Here is an 18,426-nt window from a genome sequence, read left to right as displayed (position 1 = left end):
CAAAACCTCTCTAACCGGGGTACCGTGTGTCCATCAGCGTGCGGGCCAGAACCCACAATTGCGCGCTCAACCAGCGTTCTTCGCGACGATAAGATTGCAGGTCGGCCGCACCTCTGACAGCCGTGTTGCCGTCAATATCGAAAGGCACATGGATCAGCAGGCCATTCCTGTCGACACCGCTTGCGTCGCGCAAAATGTGACAGGCAACGGGTTGGAACAGGCTTTCACAGTCTTCGCCGACGCTGGTTTTGGTGTGCCCGAGGCCAACGGTGTGCAGCAATTCGTGGGCAATGACTTCTCTGGATCGTTGCGAGATGCAGGTCGATGTCGACGGCCACGCCATCATCCCGCCCGCCGAACACCCAAACCGCTCATACAGACCGATCCACGACGATGTGTGGTCGGCTGGCGGATAGCCTTCGTTGTCGTTGTGTTCATAGGCAATCGAAAGGGCCAGTTGATAATAACCACCGTCATTGCAGTAATTGTCTTCGGTCGTGCCCTCCTCGATCTGGAACACGCCGGGATGGACCACGATTGCGGTGCGCGGGCTGGGCATCCTGCGAAACGCATCGACAACAAGGCGCATGCTGCTTGCCACCGACCGCGGGGTGCGTGATCTGTCGCTTTCGGCGATGCGGCGGATGGTGACGGGCAGGGCGGGGCGGGTCAGCCAGCTGAGCGTAAGCTCTTCGCGGCGGGTCAGTGGTGCGCAGACGCCGGTGTTGAACACCTCGACAACCGCGCGCTGATCAAGGCCCGTCGCAAGTGCCGCAGGTATCTGAAAGTTCAGCGAATTGTTGGTGATGTCGCGCCGTGGGCTGGGAACTGTTTCGATGAACGGATTGGCGACACCCGGTGCATCCTCGTTGATCGGGGTGAACGTCGTGCCATCCAGCGTCAGCGTGCCCGTGCAGCGCGCGTGCCAGCCAAAATCACCCGCCAGAATAGAGCGCAGATAGACGCGCACGATCGTGTCCATGCCGTCGATCAGATCGATGGAGTTATTCGGCTCGGGCGGAGGGTCTTCGAGGGAAAACACCTGAATGCCTTGTGTCACTTCGATGCCTGCAATCGCGTAATTGGCATTGCCACGCTCGGCGACGTCGATGTGACGGGTGGCGCGCGTGATCCCGCAGGTGAGGCCAGGCACATCCGCCTCAAGCTCGTAGGTCCATCTGCCAAAGCCCCGGAAATCCAGCGCCAACGTCCCGATTGCGCTGTCCGCCGAAACGAGGGTCGTGCGTTCCCCCCAAGGGGCAATCTGCACGATGGTGACGCGCGCGGTGTCCGGGCTGATCGACCAGTTCAGGGTCGCAGGGTCACCGGGCCCGACGCAGTCCCGCCCCGCCTCAAGCCCGAACCGGTGGATCACCGGCACGCCGATCTCAATCTCGCCGCCGACACCGGGGCGCGCGGTCGTGATGTCGGTCAGGCACAACCGGACGGTGACGGGGATATAGGGCCAGACGGGCCCGGATCGCGCATCAAGGGGCACGACGACTTCGATCTTGTCGTCGCTGACCTCGCTCGGCTCGGCCGAAATGGTTTCCCCCCGCGCATTGACAAAGCGGACCTCGGTCGTGCCGTTGAAATTCGACCCAAGAATGTCGATCCGGGCGCCGGGGCAAACTGATGCCGGGTCGATGGACGTCACCCTGTAGGCGCCGCTGTTGTTGGTGATCAGGTTGATAAATCCGATCCCGCGCCGGTGCATTTCGGGAATGAGATCATTGGTCAGGCACCGCTCGAAATAATCCGTCAGCCGGATGCCGCGCGGCACTTCGGTCGGCAGTGGCGGCGATGTGGGCACGCGTGGTTGCGTGTTGGGCGGCGTTGATCCGGGCGGCCAGTCAAACCACGGCGCCGCACCGGGCGGGCCAAAAGGCACACCGGGCAGGCCGGGGCGACCCGGTTCAAAGGGAAAGCCCGGTGTCGATGACAGCACGCGCACGGCGGTGTCAAAGGCGCTTGAAAAATCGGGTCCCTGTGCCCCATCAAGGGCCAGCCGATACAGGTGTTGCATTTCGTCAACGCCCTGAATGGCAAGCTGCATGCCCCCCAGATGGACCGCAAGTTCGGCAGGGGTGCGCGACACATAGACTGTTGCGGCCAGCACGGTTTCCAGATCCTCGAACGCCACAAGCCTCGGCTCGCCCGACCGGGCAGGGCTGAGTTTAATGCGCTTTGTGTTGCTTGGCTTCAGTTTCGACGTATCCGTCTGAATGGCCCAAATCCCAACTGACGTGGGATAGGCCGCACCCCCGAACGCGCCCAGCGTCTCGCGCAGCGTCTCTGCCGCCAGGCCATTGCCGCCCAATACGTCGCGCGCCTGCTGCAACAGGGTCGGCGCGCACGCGATCATCGGTTTCAGCTTTTGCGGCGCGATGTCGGAACAGACGTCGGCAGCAGCAAGCGCTTTTGACACGACTGCAACAAAATCCGCAAATATGTCGGGATCAAACAGTGCCGTTCGCAAAGCCTTTGGGGCTATTGAATTTGAATTCTTCATTTTGGACACAATCAAAAAAGGCGAAGCAATATGAAATGGGCTGGCCAAAGTGACGGCCAACCAAAAGGGCGTCGATGGTCCGATCATGCCACCGGAGCGTGTGGCGATCAAGTTTTGCGGAGTTGGACCTGCCATACGAGGCCGACGCGCTGCACCAGACAAGCGCGTATGCCGCGCTGAAATTTCGCGCACGCGACAGCGCAAAGAACATGACCTTCTCAAAAGACCGACCGTCAGTCCGGAAAACGCCAAAAATCCGACGATGGACATTGGCGACGTGGCGGTGCGCGGCAAGTAATTGAAAGAAAACCCTTCCTCGGACAGCAGCGCGACAACCACTCTGGCTTTGCGCACGTCACGAAGACAAAGAAATGCACGTAATGCTTGAATAGCTGCGCAATTCGGGCAACTCTGAAGGTCTATTGTTAAGCCACTTTGGAAAAGTCGGTTTATGACCGAGCTTACAGACACACAGCGCACGTTTCTCGAAACTTATGTGACCCAGCACTCGATGCGCGTACGCGGGCTGGACCATGAGCCGCCACGCGAAACCCCGGCTGAGGCGGACAGCGACAAGCTGTTCAAGGATACCGTGACGCTGCGCGAACTCATGGACAAGTTTGGGCCACCTGATCTTGCGAATTCGGCGGAAAAGGCCGAATTGCAGGGTCTGCAACGCGAAGTGATGAGCTTTCTCACGCCCCCTATCACCAAGGCGGACATAAGTGCTGCGGCCAAGGTTGTTCAACGCATGCGCGCCCCGCACGACGCCAGCCTGCGCCGGATCCGGCGCGATGCGCTGGTTCTTGAATGCGATACGGTTGAACAGTCTGCCAGCCCGGATCTTCTGGACGCGGACAAGATGGAGATCACCAACCGCCTCGCGCTGATCCGCGTCGGGTTGGCGCCACCCGCCCCTGACGAGCCGATTTTGGTTCAGGCAGACACCGACATCAAGGCGCTGGCCACTTTCGTGGGTGAAGCCGCTGAACGGGCGCGCGTTGACCTTGAGAAACGCGAGGAAAAGGCCGCCGAGGTGCGTGACGCGGTGGAAAAGGCTGTGGTGGATCACGCCACGGAAACCGAAGCCAAGGCGCTTTTGGAACTGGCGGAAAAGGTCACACAGGATTGGGACACGCCCCCGACGTGGGATCAACTTGGCGATGGTGATGAGCCGCTGAAACTGTTGCAGCAAGCGGCCAGTGACCTTGCTGACGTCGTAGCAGACCGTAAAAGCAAGGCCGACAAATTGCGAAAGGCCGTCGCATCGGCGAAGGTGGAAGGTGCCGACGGAGACGAGGCCGCAGCACTTGAAACGGCCCGCAAGCGCGTGACAGACGACCTGCCTGAATATCCAAGCCCGAAGCAACTTGAGACGGCAGAAGAAAACCGCGCATTGCTGGACACGCTGGTGCAGGACACAAAGCTGGCCGTGGCTGCGCGCATTTTGCGGCGCGACGAAATTCTGGCCGCTCAGACCAACGTCAAGGTTGAGGGCGCGACAGCCGGGGAACAAGGCGAAATCAACGAGATACTGGCCCGGTTTCCCGATCTGTCGGGCGTGCCTGCGCAAAAAGTTCTGGACGAGGTCGCGCCGCTGGTCACCGCGTTGGCGCAGAAACTGGAAGATGTCCGCGCCAGTGTCGCTGCGCGCAAACTGCACAGCGATAAGGTGGTCGCCGTCCTCGACACGCTGGTCTGGGGCAGCGGCGCCTTGACGCCCGATGCGGCCGTCCCACCGGCGATGTCCGAACCGGTCAAATTGCAGGCAGAGGCGTTGATCAAGGCCTATGAGGTCATGCGCGACCCCGCCAAGCCCGAACAGTGGCCCGAAACCGCGACCGACAAGCTGACGACACTTCTGGCCAAGATGGAAACCGACCGGGACGAAGTGCATGCGGCACTCGCGGACGTGAACAAGGCCTGCGCAGACGTGCAGGACAAGCTGACCGAAGTGAACGCCTTTATCGCCGGCGCGTCCGTGCACCAGATGTCGGACAAACAGCAAAAGGCGTTCGCCGATCAGGCGACGACCGCCGCCGCGCTTTTGAAAACCGTCGCATCCGAAAGTGCCGCCGCCATTGCGGAACTGGTCAAGGTTGCAACAGCAGCCAAGGCGTTCAAGGTGGACCTGCGCGGTCTGGCGCAGCGCATCGGGGCGGTGGATCTGAAACCGGCCCATGCGTCCCCCGCCGAACTTGCTGAACTCGACAAACTGCACAAGGCGGCCCTGGCTGACCTGGACAAGGCGCTGCCATGACCCTCGATGCTGTCAAAAAATCCGCAAGCGCATTGGAGCGCTACGCGATCCAGGTGATCTCCATGATCGCAGCGCAAGGCGCATTGCGCACCGATCTGGACGCAACTGAACTGGCCCGCCTGACCACTGCCTTTACCGACCCCGCCAAGGCCAACGCCTTCCTGACCGAAATGCCCAAAAACCCGGGCGCCAAGGCGATTTTGGCGGCCTTTGACAATCCTGCCGAATTGGCCGCGCTGGTGGACGGCACGCTGGGCGGCGATATGCGCGCACTTGGTCTGGTTGCGGCCAAAGGATGTGGCGGTGACGTCGGCAAACTCAAGGATTTCGCCACCACATTCGCAGGCAACGCCGATTTTCAGGTTGTCATGGACAAGGGCGGCATGACCAAGCGCCCCGAGGCGCTGGCCGCCCTGCTTCAGGGCTGCGGTGGCACGGCCTCCGAACTGGCCAAGGTCGTGGACAAATTCAAAGCCCCCGGCGACGCGGCCAAGCTGGAAAAAGCGCTGGGCGCAGGTGGTCTGGCGCAATGCCCCGATGCATTAGGCGCGCTGGTGACGGGAGACGATGGCGCAACATTGAAAAAGCTGGCCGATGGGTTCACGACGGACGATGATTTGACCCGGCTGAACACGATGCTGACCGAAGGTGGGCTTGATGGCTCGGCCTCCGGGCGGCCCGGTTTGCTGGCGGACGTGATCCGCACGGGGCTGGACGATGATCCGACCCGCCTGAAAGAGCTGTACGACGGGTTTCATACCGACCCTGGCGTCGCACCTGCCGTGTCGCACCTGGATCAGTTCGAACACATGATCACCGCCTTTGATGGTGAGGATGGCAAAGCGGGCGAAAGGCTGAAATCAACGCTGGAGGGGTTCGTTTTCCGCGACGGATGCTCCACAGCGGATGCGGCCAAACGCCTGCAGGATCCGTTCATGACCAAGCTGGAACAGATGGCACGCTCGAACGGCACGCCGGATGTGACTGCCGGTGCCGCCGACCGGTCCGCAGATGCAGCAGCCGCAGGTGCTCCGCGCGCGCCCGATGCGATAGGGGGGGCCATGACGACCCTTCTGGCCGCTGGCGGGCCCGGCGCGACGCTGGATCAGGGCCAGATCGCCCTGATGCTTGGCCCGGACGCCGCGGCCCTCGCACTGTCCTCCACCGGGTTGGAAAACCGCGCGGCTGCGCTTGAAAAAACACCCGCGGCTGGAGACGCAGATGACGAATACAGCGCACAAACCGAAGTTCTGACGGGTGAGCTGTCAACGGCCACCGATGCTCTTCTCAAGGCGGCAACCGGGGTCGAGATTACCGCGATCAAGGCGCTGGAGGCACAGGCCGACGCCCTGATGACGCGGGCCGGAAGTGAACCCGATGATGACAAGCGGTCTGCGGCCATTGTGGCAGTGCGCGCGGCGGGTCAGGCGATTGACACCGCACTGGCCCGGCTGTCGTCGCACGCGCTGTCCCAAACGGCCGAGGCGGGAAGTGCGGCAGTTGGTATCGCCGAAACGCTGGCCCTGCGCTCCGGTGCCAGCGATGCCGAAAAGGCGGTGCTGAACGAACTGGCCGCAGCAGCAATGGACGGGGCAGTGGCCGCTGCCGCCGCCTCTGGCACACCGGCAGAAACCGCAGCGGCGGCCAAGGCACAAGTCGATTTGCTGGACGCGGGCGAACGCGGCGCGGAAACGGACCGGCGCAACGCGGCAGCCACGGCTGCCGCTGCGGCGGCGAATGAGGCGGCCACAGAAATCCTGCGGGCCGCCCCGCCGGTTGATCCGGCACTGGTGGCACGCGTGGCTGCACTGGCAGCCGCTGCTGCTGCCGCCGGTCAGGCCGCACCGGGTGAACCGCAGGCAAAGGCTGCATTCGACGCCGCAAAAGAGGCAAGCAAGGCGTCGGCCAAGGCCGCGCAACGCGCCGCGGCTGCATCCAAAGTGGCTGCAGCCTATGACAACCCCGCCGCCGCCGAGGCGCTGGCCGCAGGCGGCGATTGCGACCAGACCCATGCCAACCTTGTCGCGGCAGGCATGGACGCCGAGGCCGTTAATGTCGCCGAAGTGGCCGCAGCGGCACGTCGAAGCGGCATGGCGCTTTTGGAGGTGGAACGCATTCTCACCGACCCGGCGGCGGCATCAAAAGCCGCGCGGGATGCAGCACTGCAAGGTGCGCCAGATACGGACGGTTTGGGCGTGGTGATCACGGCCAGGGAAAAGGATGCAAGCGATGCCGGTGATGCGGCCAAGCTCGCTCAGGAAGTTCTGAATGTGGCAAGTGCCACAGATGCCAATTACAAGGATTTGATTGACGATGCCGAGGCCAAGGCACAAGTGGCGCTTGGTCTGGCGGTGATGGTCGTTGATGAGGCATTGCGCAAACGGGTCGTCACGCAAGCCACTTTCGCCCTGAAAGAAGTCCATGCGGCTGCAGGCAAATACGCAGATGAGCAACTGGACGGGGCCAACGCGGCATTGGCGACGGAGCAAGGCAACCAGTCAACGCTGACCAGCGCGTCACGTCAGACGCTCATCGACGACTACGTGGGGGTTGGGGCCACCAATTCGATGGATGGGTCGGCACTTTCGGCGCAAACCGAAGAGCTTCGCGCCGCCATGTGCAAAACGGCCAACGGGTTGCTGGCGCAAGAGTTGCTGGACAGCGCCGATGCCACCGAAAAACGCAACGCCGCCGCCAAGGCGCAGGCGCTGGCGGCGGCACCGGGTGCGTCGAAACTGGCCAAGGTCGAGGCGCTGGTCGCGGTGCGCGACGCAAACGAGGAAGTGAGCAAACTTGCCACAGCGCTTGTGGACGACCGCATCGGCAAAGTCCCGGCAGTGCCCGGCGGGGTCAATGCGACGGAACTGACGACGGCGGTGGGCGGTGTCACGCCCGACGCGGCCCTGCGCACCGCAGTTGCGGCCTTTGAAGCGGCCAACAGCGCCGCCGCCAAGTGGAGCGAAAGCGCAAATGCCGTCAAGGTCGCCGTTACCGAAGCCCTGTCCGCGTTGTCCGGATCGCATCCCGACACCGCCCGTCTGAACCAGTTGAATACCGAGGCCGATACCAAAGTGACCCAGGCACTGGCGGCACAGCGCGCGATCGATCCGGATGATGCCGGGTCATCGATTTCCCGCCTGAACGCGATTGCCAGTGGTTGGACCGCCTGGATCAATGCGAACGGCCACACAGGCGTTGCCCAAGCAGGCGACATCATGGCCAGTTCCGGTGTCGCGACCATGATGACAACCGAAACCAAGCGGCGATCCAATCACGTCGGTGCACAGCAGGACGAACTCATTCGCGTGGCCTCGGGCATCAAATTCGCACCATACCCGACCGTTGCGTCGGGCCTGCCGAGCGGCACGAATATTGTCGAGCCGTGCAATATCGCGCTCCCGCCTCCGCCACCTCCTCCTCCGGGCGCCGTCGGTGCGGCACCACCCCCGCCCGCGCCCGAAGCGGCAACCATCCGCAAGAACCACATCTGCGGGCGTCACGTGCGCGAAGCGTTCAAATTCGGCCACGTCGATGGTGGGCCCAACCCGGATGACGTGACCGCCGGGCACATGATCGCCGCGGCCTACGAAGGGGTTCCGCCATGGCCCGGCGAAGGCACCGGAAATCTGCCGCCGCCGGGTACCAAGCTGCGCTCATTGCGCAAACAGGCCAAGGCGCAAAAGGTCAATTCCTTCCTGCCCGAAGAAGTGAACGTCGGCAATGTCACACAGGTCGTGGAAAAGGCGTTGTCCGCCGTGCGTGCCAATTACGCAGACACAGCTGCGTTTCACACCGCGATTGCCACCGCAGCCCAGCCCGGTTTCCTGAAGGACACCGTCAGTGTGGACATTCCCCCGCCAGCCGATATTCATATCGGCATCAAGCTGGCCGGTACACCCGCGGTGCCCAAGGCCGATATGGTTCACGGCACCAAAGTCACAATGACAATGCCCGACATGATGGCCATCGGCCGCGCCATCGGCCAATAGGCAAAGGAGGCCCCGCATGCCCGGTTCAGAGATCATCCTCTACTTCACGCTGCCCGACCGCGACTATATCTACGCCCGCGAATTCATCGCCAAAGAGCAGTTGCGCGCCGAGCATGACATCTTCAACGACTGCGTCGGGGGGCTCGCCATCGAAGGTGAGGGCGGGCCGATTTTCGTTGAGGACGATTTCGACCACATCATCGCCGCCTTGCTTGTGGCCGCACCAGACCAACTGGAGCGCGGAGAACACGTGGTGTTCGAGTATTACTATGACCCCGAAGTGCTGGACATTCGCGTGGCAGACGATGTCGCCACGTTCTCGGACGGACAGGGCGCCCGCGTCAGCATGCCGGTCGCACAGGCAGTGACGGAACTGAAGCGCGCGCATGACGAGATGACCAAACTGAAAGAGCTGGTCGGGGCCTAGCGCGCAAGCGTCGCGCCACTTCGGTCTGCGCAACGAACGCCGCCACCACGCCATGACGCTCCGAAACGGTGGTGCGCGACAAGGCCAAAACACCCGCTCAAACCGGATACCAGATCAAATCGGCAAAGTCGGGCCGGTCCACGAACGGATTGCGATTGCCCTGTCGTTCGGCAATCTGGTCATTCCTGATCCGCTCCGCCCGGCTGACACGGGCCAGCTTGTTCCACAACAGCAACGTCTCAAGCGAACCGATATGGGGCTCGCCAATCACATGGGCGCGCTCGTCCAGCGTCAGCTCGGGATCGCCATCAACACCCTGATAGCGCACCGCCATGTACAGGCACGCACGCGCGATCACACCGCGCGGGTCAAAGTGGCGCTCGGGTGCCACTTCCATCTCCCGCTCCAGATGATCCAGACGCCGGTCATAGAACAGACCCGCACTGCGCCTTGAGTTGTGAACCGCATCGGCCACAGCGATATTATGCAGGTCCGCATGGGCAGTCGCATTGTCGGCAAAACCGAAGGCCTTGGGCCAGATGTGATCCTTGTTCCAGCGATCCTGCGGCACCGCGCCCGGTCCATATGAAGTGATGGGAACCGAAACACCGTCATGAAAGCGGATGACATTTTGATCGTTCAGCGGATCGCGAAACAGGTCTTTCATGGCTTCGGTGGCCTGCGGTTGATAGCTTATCCGATGGTGGCCCTCCTTGGTGATCCTGCCCAGACAGGTACGCAGTGCGTCGTCCTCCAGCCCATCCGCATCACGGTAATAGCTGCCGACCGACAGGCGAATATGCGGGTTCTCGCCATTCGCGCCCCAGATCAGCGCCTGCAGCGGATCGCCGTCAGCGCGCCTGAAATCCACCCAGATCAGCCCCTTGAGCTGCTCGGGCACGACTTCGTGCGCAGCAACATCCGACGCAATGCTGGGTAACAACACCGGAACGACGGACTGGGTCGGGCCCACGACCGGGGCCAACGCGTCGATCTCAAATAGCTGACCGGGGCTGAGCCCGTTTGGCCCCAGACAGACCACCAGCGCACCGATGCGGGGCCATTCGGCACGCACAAAGGCCTTCCAGTCGCTGCCGGGCCGCAATTCATGCCGGTCAAACCAGCACCGCATGCCCCGCGCGCGCAGTTGGGCTTCGATAGCGCTGACGGCGGCCTTGTCGGCACTGTTGTGGCACAGAAACATGTCAAAGAGGGGGGATTGCACCACGATGACCCTAACCCGGTTGGTGATGTGTGCCTGCCTGCATACACGCTTCCTGCGAAGTCACCAAGAATGCTTCCTTTTTGATGGCCCATCATTCAGCAACAGCGACGGCAGACGGCCATTGGCCCCTAACTACCCTTTGATGATTGCCGCCTCATCCCATGCCTGCGCAGAGTCCGGGTAAATTGATTTTTCCGGCTCATACGTGGCCGGATCGTCCAGTGAAGACGCATGCACATAAATCCGGTCGCTCATCCGCTGGCTGTTCCGGGTAATCTGCGATCCGCATTGCGGACAGAAACCGCTGAAGGTTGATTGACCCGATCCGCCCATCATTTCGTATGTTTTACAGGTGTCCGTTATGGAAAAATCTGCGCGGGCAAGAGGCATCATTTCAGAATGCCCCGAACCTGTGAGCTGTTGGCAATCACGACAGTGGCAGCGAAACATCGGGACATCCAAACGGGTGCCTTCATAACGCACTGACCCACATTTGCATCCACCAGACACGCGCTCTGACATGACTGTTCCTCCCGCTTCAGACGTTAGAACAGCAGTCTCTCAAAGTCAGCCCTGTCCTGCTTTGCCGCCCTCGACATGTGCTTTGGACGTCCAACCCTGCCTCGAAACCTCTGCGCCAACGCAAGCCGGGGCATCGCCAGCCCGTGGGGTGGCGATCAGGCCTGTCCGCTACTGCGCTTTATGGCTGCCATGTGCATCTTCCCGATCAGCGGGTTGCGAATGGTGTCATATCGCCATCCCGTCGGGACGGGCTGTCGATCGCCCGGCGCCTTCGGCTTGAGTCCGGGCGGGGTGGTGTGATGTTCGAACGGCAATATTGTCCCGCACTACGGACAGTCCACGTCACTCTAATGACACACCATCAGCGCATGTCCGGCCGCAGCCCCACAACACGAACGCAACCCACCCACCAAAACGAGCGACAGCCACCGCCCCTCTCACGACCGCCGCACCGCACGGCTTCCCTTGACGCTCTCAAAGCGATCAAATACTACCTCAATCCGTTGAGCGGGCGTTGTGTAGTGGTAAGACCTTAGCCTTCCAAGCTAATGACGCGGGTTCGATTCCCGCCGCCCGCTCCAATCTCAAGAAAATTGACCACGCGACCTGCCTGCGGGATCGTGTCCACTTGACCTTACAGGCCCATTGCGGCCATCTGCGGTGCAAGTTGAAATCCGGAGCCCGCATGAGCGATACCGCGACCCCTCAGACGCCCCCTCCCTCGGGCAATGAAGAGCGTGAGAAGTCCAAGAAAATCGGGGCTTTGCGTCAACTTTTCCCGTTTGTGCTGCCCTATTGGCGTCTGCTGATCGCCGCACTTGCGGCCCTTGTCAGCACGGCGATCATTTCCTTGACGCTGCCGCTGGCCGTGCGCCGTGTCGTTGACAATTTCGGTTCCGAAGATCCGCATATTCTTGATCTCTATTTCATGGCTGCGATTGGCATTGCGGGGCTCTTGGCCGTTGGCACCGGCATCCGCTACGCACTTGTGACGCGCTTGGGCGAACGGGTTGTCGCCGACATCCGCAAGGCTGTGTTTGACCGGGTGATCGGCATGTCGCCCAGCTTTTATGAAAACATCATGACCGGCGAAGTCCTGAGCCGCATCACGACCGACACCACCCTGATCCTCAGCGTCATCGGCTCGTCCGTATCGATTGCCCTGCGCAATATCCTCATCTTTGCCGGGGGCCTTGTGCTGATGCTGCTGACCTCGGCCAAACTGACGGGTCTCGTACTGTTGATCGTGCCTGCCGTGGTCGTGCCGATCCTTGTGCTGGGGCGCAGGTTGCGGGTTCTCAGCCGTGAAAATCAGGACTGGATCGCGGCCTCGTCGGGGCGTGCGTCCGAACAGCTCAGTGCCGTTCAGACGGTACAGGCCTTCACCCACGAGGCGGCCAGCCGCATGATGTTTTCGGACGTGACCGAGGCAAGCTATGGCTCGGCCAAACGGCGCATCACGACGCGCGCTTTGATGACTGTGATCGTCATCTTTCTGACCTTCTCGGGCATTGTCGGTGTGCTGTGGATCGGTGCCAATGACGTGCGCGCTGGCCTCATGTCGCAGGGCGCGCTGATCCAGTTCGTGATCTACGCCGTCATGGTCGCCGGGGCCGTCGCCGCCCTGTCTGAAATCATCGGTGAGTTGCAGCGCGCGGCTGGTGCCACCGAACGGCTGGTCGAGTTGTTGCAGACCAAAGACGATGTGATCGACAGCAACAGCCCCGCCGTCCTGCCGCACCCCGTGCAGGGGCGCATCACCTTCGAGGACGTGCACTTTTCCTACCCCGCGCGCCCTTCGATCAATGCGCTGGACGGGGCCAGTTTCGACATCCAGCCCGGCGAAACCGTGGCCTTTGTCGGCCCTTCGGGCGCGGGCAAAACCACCGTGATACAGATGCTGCTGCGGTTTTATGATCCGCAGTCGGGCCACATCCGCCTTGACGGGATCGACGTTGCCGACATGGCGCGCGAAGAATTTCGCCAGAACATCGCGCTGGTCCCGCAGGACCCGATGATCTTTGCCACCTCTGCCGCTGAAAACATCGCCTTTGGCCGCCCCGGTGCATCGCGCGCGGATGTCGAGGCGGCGGCCGGGGCGGCAGCCGCGCACGACTTCATCTCTGCCCTGCCGCAGGGCTATGACAGCCCGCTGGGGGAGCGGGGCGTAATGCTGTCGGGCGGGCAAAAGCAGCGCATCGCCATTGCACGCGCCATCCTGCGCGACGCCCCCGTGCTGCTGCTGGACGAGGCGACAAGCGCGCTGGATGCCGAAAGCGAACGGGCCGTGCAGGATGCCGTCGACAGCCTGTCACAAGGGCGCACCACCCTCATCGTCGCCCACCGCCTTGCCACGGTGAAAAAGGCGGACCGGATCATCGTTCTGGATCAGGGGCGCATCGTGGCCCAAGGCCCCCATGACGCGCTGGTCGAAGAGGGCGGGCTATACGCACGCCTCGCCCGGCTGCAATTCACCGACGGCATTGCGGCCGAGTGACACAGGGCTAATCGTGACCCAGGGTCACATCCTCTGACGCCGCGTCCCGCAGCCACCCTGCATCTTGCAAAACTTGAACTATGCGACCATGCACCGCATCCTGACAAAAGGAACACATGCGCCGCCATAAAAACCAAAGGCGCATCAGGGAGGATGCCAATGACCTTTGCCGGGATCGCCGATCGCGACGCCATCGAGAATGAAATGCCGTGGGACAAACGCGGCTTTGCCACAACGCTGTACGGCATGCTCAGCAACACAGCACAGGCCTATCCGACCCACAAGGCGATCAGCTACCAGATCTTCTCTGATCCGAAATCCAAGGCCGACACGCTGACCTGGGCACAGCTCAAGGATCGCACGACGCAATGCGCCAATATGTTCCGCGCCCTTGGCATCGGCCCCACCGATGTCATCGCCTATGTGCTGCCCAACGCCACCGAAACGGTGATCACCCTGCTGGGCGGGGCAACGGCTGGAATCGTCAACCCGATCAACCCGCTGCTTGAGGCCGAACAGATCGGCGCGATCCTGCGCGAAACCAACGCCAAGGTTGTCGTCACCCTGCGCCCCTTCCCCAAAACCGATGTCGCACAAAAAACGACAGAGGCGGTCGCCCTGGCCCCCAATGTCAAAACCGTGCTCGAGGTTGATCTGCTGACCCATGTGTCGGGCCTCAAATCCCTGATCATCCCGCTGATCCGGCCCAAGATGGAAAAGGCACCGGGCGTGACCTACAAGGCGTTCAACGCCGAATGCGCCAAACAGCCCACCACCCTGCAGTTCGAAGATGAACAGGTGGACCGCGTGGCCTGCTATTTCCACACCGGCGGGACCACGGGCATGCCCAAGGTCGCACAGCACAAGTATTCCGGCATGATCTACAACGGCTGGTGCGCACAGAAACTGCTGTTCACCGAACAGGACGTGGTGATGTGCCCGCTGCCGCTGTTTCACGTCTTTGCCTGCCATCCGATCCTGATGGGGGCCATCGCATCGGGCGCGCATGTGGTCTTCCCGACACCGCAGGGCTATCGCGGTGATGGGGTGTTCGACAATTTCTGGAAACTGATCGAACGCTGGAAGGTCACCTTCATCATCACCGTGCCAACGGCCATTTCGGCCAAGATGCAGCGACCCATCGATGCCGACATTTCAACCATCAAGACGGCGTTCTCAGGCTCCGCCCCGCTGCCGCAGGAACTTTACAAGCGGTTCGAAAAGGCGACCGGCGTGAACCTGATCGAAGGCTACGGCATGACCGAAGCGACCTGTGTCGTGTCGGTCAACCCGCTCGATGGCGAGAAAAAGATCGGATCGGTCGGCATCACATTCCCCTACACCCGCGTCAAAATCTACAAGGTCACGCCCGAAGGGCCGGTCGAGGCGGACGTGGACGAGGTGGGCGAAATCTGCGTGTCCAACCCCGGCGTCTATGCTGGCCACACCTATACCGAAGAAGACAAGAACACCGACCTGTTCTACAACACGGACTTCCTGCGCACGGGCGATCTGGGGCGGATCGACCCGGATGGCTATCTGTGGATCACGGGCCGGGCCAAGGATCTGATCATTCGCGGCGGTCACAACATCGACCCCGCCGAGATTGAAGAGGCGCTTTTGGGTCACGAGGCCGTCGCCTTTGCCGGGGCAATCGGACAACCGGACATCCACGCAGGCGAAGTGCCCTGCGCCTATGTCGAACTGGTGGCGGGTGCGTCCGTCACCCCGGATGCGTTGATGGAGTTCTGCAAGGAACACGTGCACGAACGCGCCGCCCAACCCAAACACATGACGGTGATGCCGGAACTGCCCAAAACGGCTGTTGGCAAAGTGTTCAAACCCGATCTGCGCAAGGAAGCGATCACGCGAATCTACAATGAAACGCTCAGCAAGGCAGAGCTTGAGGCGCGCGTCACATCCGTCATCGATGACAAGAAACGCGGGCTGGTTGCCCAGGTGGCCCTGAACGGGGCCACGCAAGCCTCGGTCCAGACCGTGCTGGGCGATTTCGTGCGGCCCTGGGAAGTGGCGCAAGGGGCCACGGCGGCCAAGTAGGCGACCACCAGCGACTGCGGTAACGGGCGTGCAGACCTTTGGGCCTGCGCGCCTTTTTTCTTGGCGACATGACAGAGTTGTGAGGGCCGCGTGATCCGTTTTGGCACTAGGGTCGGGGCGCAACGAAGGACCAACAGATCATGCCCAAATCCCGCGCCAAGTCCCGCAAATCCAAATCCGCTCCGGCATCTGCTGCCGCGCCGACGCGCCGCAATGTGCTGAAACTGGCGGGGGGCGGTGTGATCGCCGCAACCGGGGCTGCGGGTGCCGGCATCTGGGGCGTCAGTTCGTTCCGCGCCTATGCCGCCGAACACGACCTCAGCCGTGTGGGCGAGGGGCCGGTCACCATCGTGCAGATCCACGACCCGCAATGCCCGACCTGCACGGCCTTGCAGAAACAGACCCGCGCCGCATTGCGCGATTTCGACGATTGCGGGATCACCTATCTGGTGGCCGACATCAAAACGCCCGAAGGCGCGGCCTTTGCCCGCCGGTACCGCGTGCCGCATGTGACGCTGCTGTTGTTTGATGGCGACGGGGAATTGCACCAGACCGTGCAAGGCTTGCAGCAGGCCAGCCAACTGGCGCAGGTGTTCGCCGCGCACAAAGCCGCCGTGGCCTGAGCAGGGGCCTTATGCCCAGCCAAGCTGGCGCAGCGATATCCCGTCATGCCAGATCTTGGTCATGTGGCTGATCTTGTCGCCCTCAAACCTCATGGCATAGACATAATCGGCGGCAACCGTCTTGCCCGTCGGTTCCACAGGGCCACCGGGGCCAGTCTGCGTGCCGTGAAAGACCGCAAATCCAAGGGCTGTGTCGCGCTCTTCATCCATGGCAAAGGCCTTCAACTCATAATGCCCGTCCGGCACGGGCGTCAGCAGCCCCTTCATCCACTCGCAATAGGCTTCAAGCGTGTCGATATCCGCGATGGCATCGGATTGAGCGGAAAAGCTCGCGTTCGGAGTGCACCAGTCCTTGCAGACGTCCCAGCCTTTGCCGGTCTCGCAGGCATCGAAAAAGTCCATGGCCAATTGCTGACGTGTCATCGCGGTCTCCTGATAAAATTGGGTCGAGTAAGCAATGGTCCGAACGCTAGCGCGCGCGCCCGTGTCCTGTCGAATAAATTCGCCGAAGATGGCCCAGCGGGGGGCCGTTTGCCTTCAGTTTACGCGGGCAAATGGGGCGCAGAAGGTGCCCGAAATCCTAACGAAAGGTGAATCCGCCTCTGTAACCCCTTGAAATTGCTAGGGCGGAATAGTGTCCCAGCGTGGGACACCTAGTTTCCGGCGCTCTCCATTTTCCGGTGCGCGATCACCTCTTCAAGCCAGCCCAGTTTCATCTCCGGAACCGAGCTGAGCAGCAGATCGGTGTAGTCATCAAAGGGCGGGGTCAGCACCTCGGACTTGGTCCCATACCGCTGCACCCGCCCCTGATACATCACCGCGATACTGTCCGCGATGGCCCGCACCGTAGCCAGATCGTGGGTGATGAACAGATAGGCCACGTCCTCGATCTTCTGAAGGTCCAGCAGCAGTTTCAGGATGCCGTCAGCCACCAGCGGATCAAGGGCCGACGTGACCTCGTCACAGATGATCAGCTTGGGTTTGGCCGCCAGCGCGCGGGCAATACAGACCCTCTGTTTCTGCCCGCCTGACAGCTCCGCCGGATATCGATCCTGAAAGCCGCTCCCCAGTTCGATCTCGTCCAGCAGTTCCTGAATGCGCTTCTGTTTCTCGGCCCCCTTGAGGCCAAAGTAGAATTCAAGTGGACGCCCGATGATCGTGCCCACGGTCTGGCGCGGGTTCATCGCGGTGTCCGCCATCTGGTAGATCATCTGCAACTCGCGCAGGTCCTCGCGGGTGCGCGAGGGCTGATCGGCTGACAGGGTGCGGCCCGCAAATTCGATTGAGCCGTCACGGGGCGGCAAAAGCCCCGTGATGACGCGGGCGAGGGTGGACTTGCCCGACCCGGACTCACCCACCACCGCCAGCGTCTGCCCGGGGCTGAGGTCCACGCTGACATCATGCAGAACGTCGAAATTGGTGCCCGCATAGCGCGCCGTGATGTTCCGAACGCTCAGAACCGGCTCAGTCGGTTGCTTCTCCTTATGCACGATGGAGCGGACCGAAACGAGCGCCTTGGTGTACTCTTCCTGGGGTGCGTTGATGATCTGGTCCGTCGTGCCGTATTCAACCTTTTCGCCCATGCGCAGGACCATGATGTGGTCAGAAACCTGCGCGACCACAGCGAGGTCGTGGGTGATGTAGAGAGCAGCAACGCCGGTGTCGCGGATCGCATCCTTGATCGCTTTCAGAACGTCGATCTGTGTGGTCACATCAAGCGCGGTGGTCGGTTCGTCAAACACCACAAGGTCGGGTTCAGGGCAAAGCGCGAGCGCTGTCATGCAGCGTTGCAACTGCCCGCCCGAGACCTGGTGGGGGTAGCGGTTGCCGATGTTTTCCGGGTCCGGCAGGCCAAGTTTCTTGAACAACTCGACTGCGCGCTTTTCCGCGTCGGATTTGGAGAACTTGCCCTGCAGCACGGCGGCCTCGATCACCTGCTCCATGATCCGCTTGGCCGGGTTGAACGAGGCGGCGGCGGATTGCGAGACATACGTCACCTCGGCCCCGCGCAGGCGGCGCACATCGCGGGTCGAGGCCTGCAGCACATCGCGCCCGTTGACCGTGACCGTGCCGCCCGTCAGTTCCACGCCGCCGCGCCCATAGGCCATGGCGGCAAGACCGATCGTGGATTTTCCGGCGCCGGATTCCTCGATGAGGCCCAGCACCTTGCCCGCCTCGACGTCGAAATCGACACCATGCACGATTTCGATGTCATGCGGTTTTTCACCGGGTGGGTAGACAGTGGCCCCGATCTTGAGGCCGCGCACTTGCAGGAGAGGTGTGGTCATGAGTGGCTATCCCAGGGGGCGCTGC

Annotated in this window: 12 protein-coding genes and 1 tRNA gene; 7 read left to right on the top strand and 6 right to left on the bottom strand. The window is 62.0% G+C overall.

Going from position 1 to position 18,426, the window contains the following annotated elements; all coding sequences use genetic code 11:
- Positions 1-10: 10 nt before the first annotated feature.
- On the bottom strand, positions 11-2,428 hold the full coding sequence (locus tag ACERZ8_RS20210; RefSeq protein ID WP_407593967.1) for an IPT/TIG domain-containing protein: 2,418 nt from the start codon (positions 2,426-2,428) through the stop codon (positions 11-13).
- A 31-nt stretch (positions 2,429-2,459) separates the two neighbouring features.
- Complete coding sequence (locus ACERZ8_RS20205; RefSeq protein ID WP_407593966.1) at positions 2,460-2,723, bottom strand: hypothetical protein; 264 nt, start codon at positions 2,721-2,723, stop codon at positions 2,460-2,462.
- Positions 2,724-2,963: 240 nt separating this feature from the next.
- Between ACERZ8_RS20205 and ACERZ8_RS20200 the strand changes: the two genes are divergently transcribed.
- From ACERZ8_RS20200 to ACERZ8_RS20190, 3 genes are read left to right on the top strand one after another with little or no spacing between them, the layout of a single operon-like run.
- Positions 2,964-4,772 carry a hypothetical protein gene (locus ACERZ8_RS20200; protein WP_407593965.1) on the top strand — a complete coding sequence of 603 codons (1,809 nt, stop codon included), beginning with the start codon at positions 2,964-2,966 and terminating at the stop codon, positions 4,770-4,772.
- Positions 4,769-8,761 carry a hypothetical protein gene (locus ACERZ8_RS20195; RefSeq protein WP_407593964.1) on the top strand — a complete coding sequence of 1,331 codons (3,993 nt, stop codon included), beginning with the start codon at positions 4,769-4,771 and terminating at the stop codon, positions 8,759-8,761. Before ACERZ8_RS20200 ends, ACERZ8_RS20195 begins: the two co-directional genes overlap by 4 nt.
- 16 nt (positions 8,762-8,777) lie before the next feature.
- Positions 8,778-9,188, top strand: coding sequence for a hypothetical protein (locus tag ACERZ8_RS20190; RefSeq protein WP_407593962.1), 411 nt, complete (start codon positions 8,778-8,780; stop codon positions 9,186-9,188).
- Positions 9,189-9,285: 97 nt separating this feature from the next.
- Here ACERZ8_RS20190 and ACERZ8_RS20185 read toward each other — a convergent pair whose 3' ends face one another.
- Positions 9,286-10,413, bottom strand: coding sequence for an endonuclease (locus ACERZ8_RS20185; protein WP_407593961.1), 1,128 nt, complete (start codon positions 10,411-10,413; stop codon positions 9,286-9,288).
- Between the two features lie 132 nt (positions 10,414-10,545).
- Positions 10,546-10,935 carry a GFA family protein gene (locus ACERZ8_RS20180; RefSeq protein WP_407593960.1) on the bottom strand — a complete coding sequence of 130 codons (390 nt, stop codon included), beginning with the start codon at positions 10,933-10,935 and terminating at the stop codon, positions 10,546-10,548.
- 507 nt (positions 10,936-11,442) lie between these two features.
- Between ACERZ8_RS20180 and ACERZ8_RS20175 the strand changes: the two genes are divergently transcribed.
- From ACERZ8_RS20175 to ACERZ8_RS20160, 4 genes are all read left to right on the top strand, one after another.
- Positions 11,443-11,516: transfer RNA gene (locus tag ACERZ8_RS20175), tRNA-Gly, on the top strand.
- Positions 11,517-11,620: 104 nt separating this feature from the next.
- Positions 11,621-13,432: an ABC transporter transmembrane domain-containing protein gene (locus ACERZ8_RS20170; protein ID WP_407593959.1), complete on the top strand. Its 1,812-nt coding sequence runs from the start codon at positions 11,621-11,623 to the stop codon at positions 13,430-13,432.
- Between the two features lie 159 nt (positions 13,433-13,591).
- Entirely contained in the window at positions 13,592-15,490 is a 1,899-nt protein-coding gene (locus ACERZ8_RS20165) for an acyl-CoA synthetase (protein ID WP_407593958.1), read from the top strand.
- Between the two features lie 140 nt (positions 15,491-15,630).
- A complete protein-coding gene (locus tag ACERZ8_RS20160) occupies positions 15,631-16,113 on the top strand; it encodes a thioredoxin domain-containing protein (RefSeq protein WP_407593956.1) in 483 nt (160 codons plus the stop codon).
- 9 nt (positions 16,114-16,122) lie between these two features.
- On the opposite strand, the gene ACERZ8_RS20155 is transcribed toward ACERZ8_RS20160, so the two are convergent.
- Positions 16,123-16,536 (bottom strand): ester cyclase, encoded by a 414-nt coding sequence (locus tag ACERZ8_RS20155; protein ID WP_407593955.1) that lies wholly within the window; start codon positions 16,534-16,536, stop codon positions 16,123-16,125.
- A 230-nt stretch (positions 16,537-16,766) separates the two neighbouring features.
- On the bottom strand, positions 16,767-18,401 hold the full coding sequence (locus tag ACERZ8_RS20150) for an ABC transporter ATP-binding protein (RefSeq protein ID WP_407593954.1): 1,635 nt from the start codon (positions 18,399-18,401) through the stop codon (positions 16,767-16,769).
- Positions 18,402-18,426 lie beyond the last annotated feature (25 nt).

Source organism: Tateyamaria armeniaca (genome assembly GCF_045797845.1).
GTDB lineage: Bacteria > Pseudomonadota > Alphaproteobacteria > Rhodobacterales > Rhodobacteraceae > Tateyamaria > Tateyamaria armeniaca.
Note: the sequence above shows the minus strand (reverse complement) of the source record. Positions and strands in the feature narration are given on the sequence as shown.

Excerpts from the sequence above, each read along its gene's own strand:
- ACERZ8_RS20195 (WP_407593964.1), top strand. The coding sequence starts at position 4,769 with ATGACCCTCGATGCTGTCAAAAAATCCGCAAGCGCATTGGAGCGCTAC.
- ACERZ8_RS20170 (WP_407593959.1), top strand. The coding sequence starts at position 11,621 with ATGAGCGATACCGCGACCCCTCAGACGCCCCCTCCCTCGGGCAATGAA.
- ACERZ8_RS20160 (WP_407593956.1), top strand. The coding sequence starts at position 15,631 with ATGCCCAAATCCCGCGCCAAGTCCCGCAAATCCAAATCCGCTCCGGCA.
- ACERZ8_RS20190 (WP_407593962.1), top strand. The coding sequence starts at position 8,778 with ATGCCCGGTTCAGAGATCATCCTCTACTTCACGCTGCCCGACCGCGAC.
- ACERZ8_RS20150 (WP_407593954.1), bottom strand. The coding sequence starts at position 18,401 with ATGACCACACCTCTCCTGCAAGTGCGCGGCCTCAAGATCGGGGCCACT.
- ACERZ8_RS20165 (WP_407593958.1), top strand. The coding sequence starts at position 13,592 with ATGACCTTTGCCGGGATCGCCGATCGCGACGCCATCGAGAATGAAATG.
- ACERZ8_RS20180 (WP_407593960.1), bottom strand. The coding sequence starts at position 10,935 with ATGTCAGAGCGCGTGTCTGGTGGATGCAAATGTGGGTCAGTGCGTTAT.
- ACERZ8_RS20155 (WP_407593955.1), bottom strand. The coding sequence starts at position 16,536 with ATGACACGTCAGCAATTGGCCATGGACTTTTTCGATGCCTGCGAGACC.
- ACERZ8_RS20205 (WP_407593966.1), bottom strand. The coding sequence starts at position 2,723 with ATGTTCTTTGCGCTGTCGCGTGCGCGAAATTTCAGCGCGGCATACGCG.
- ACERZ8_RS20200 (WP_407593965.1), top strand. The coding sequence starts at position 2,964 with ATGACCGAGCTTACAGACACACAGCGCACGTTTCTCGAAACTTATGTG.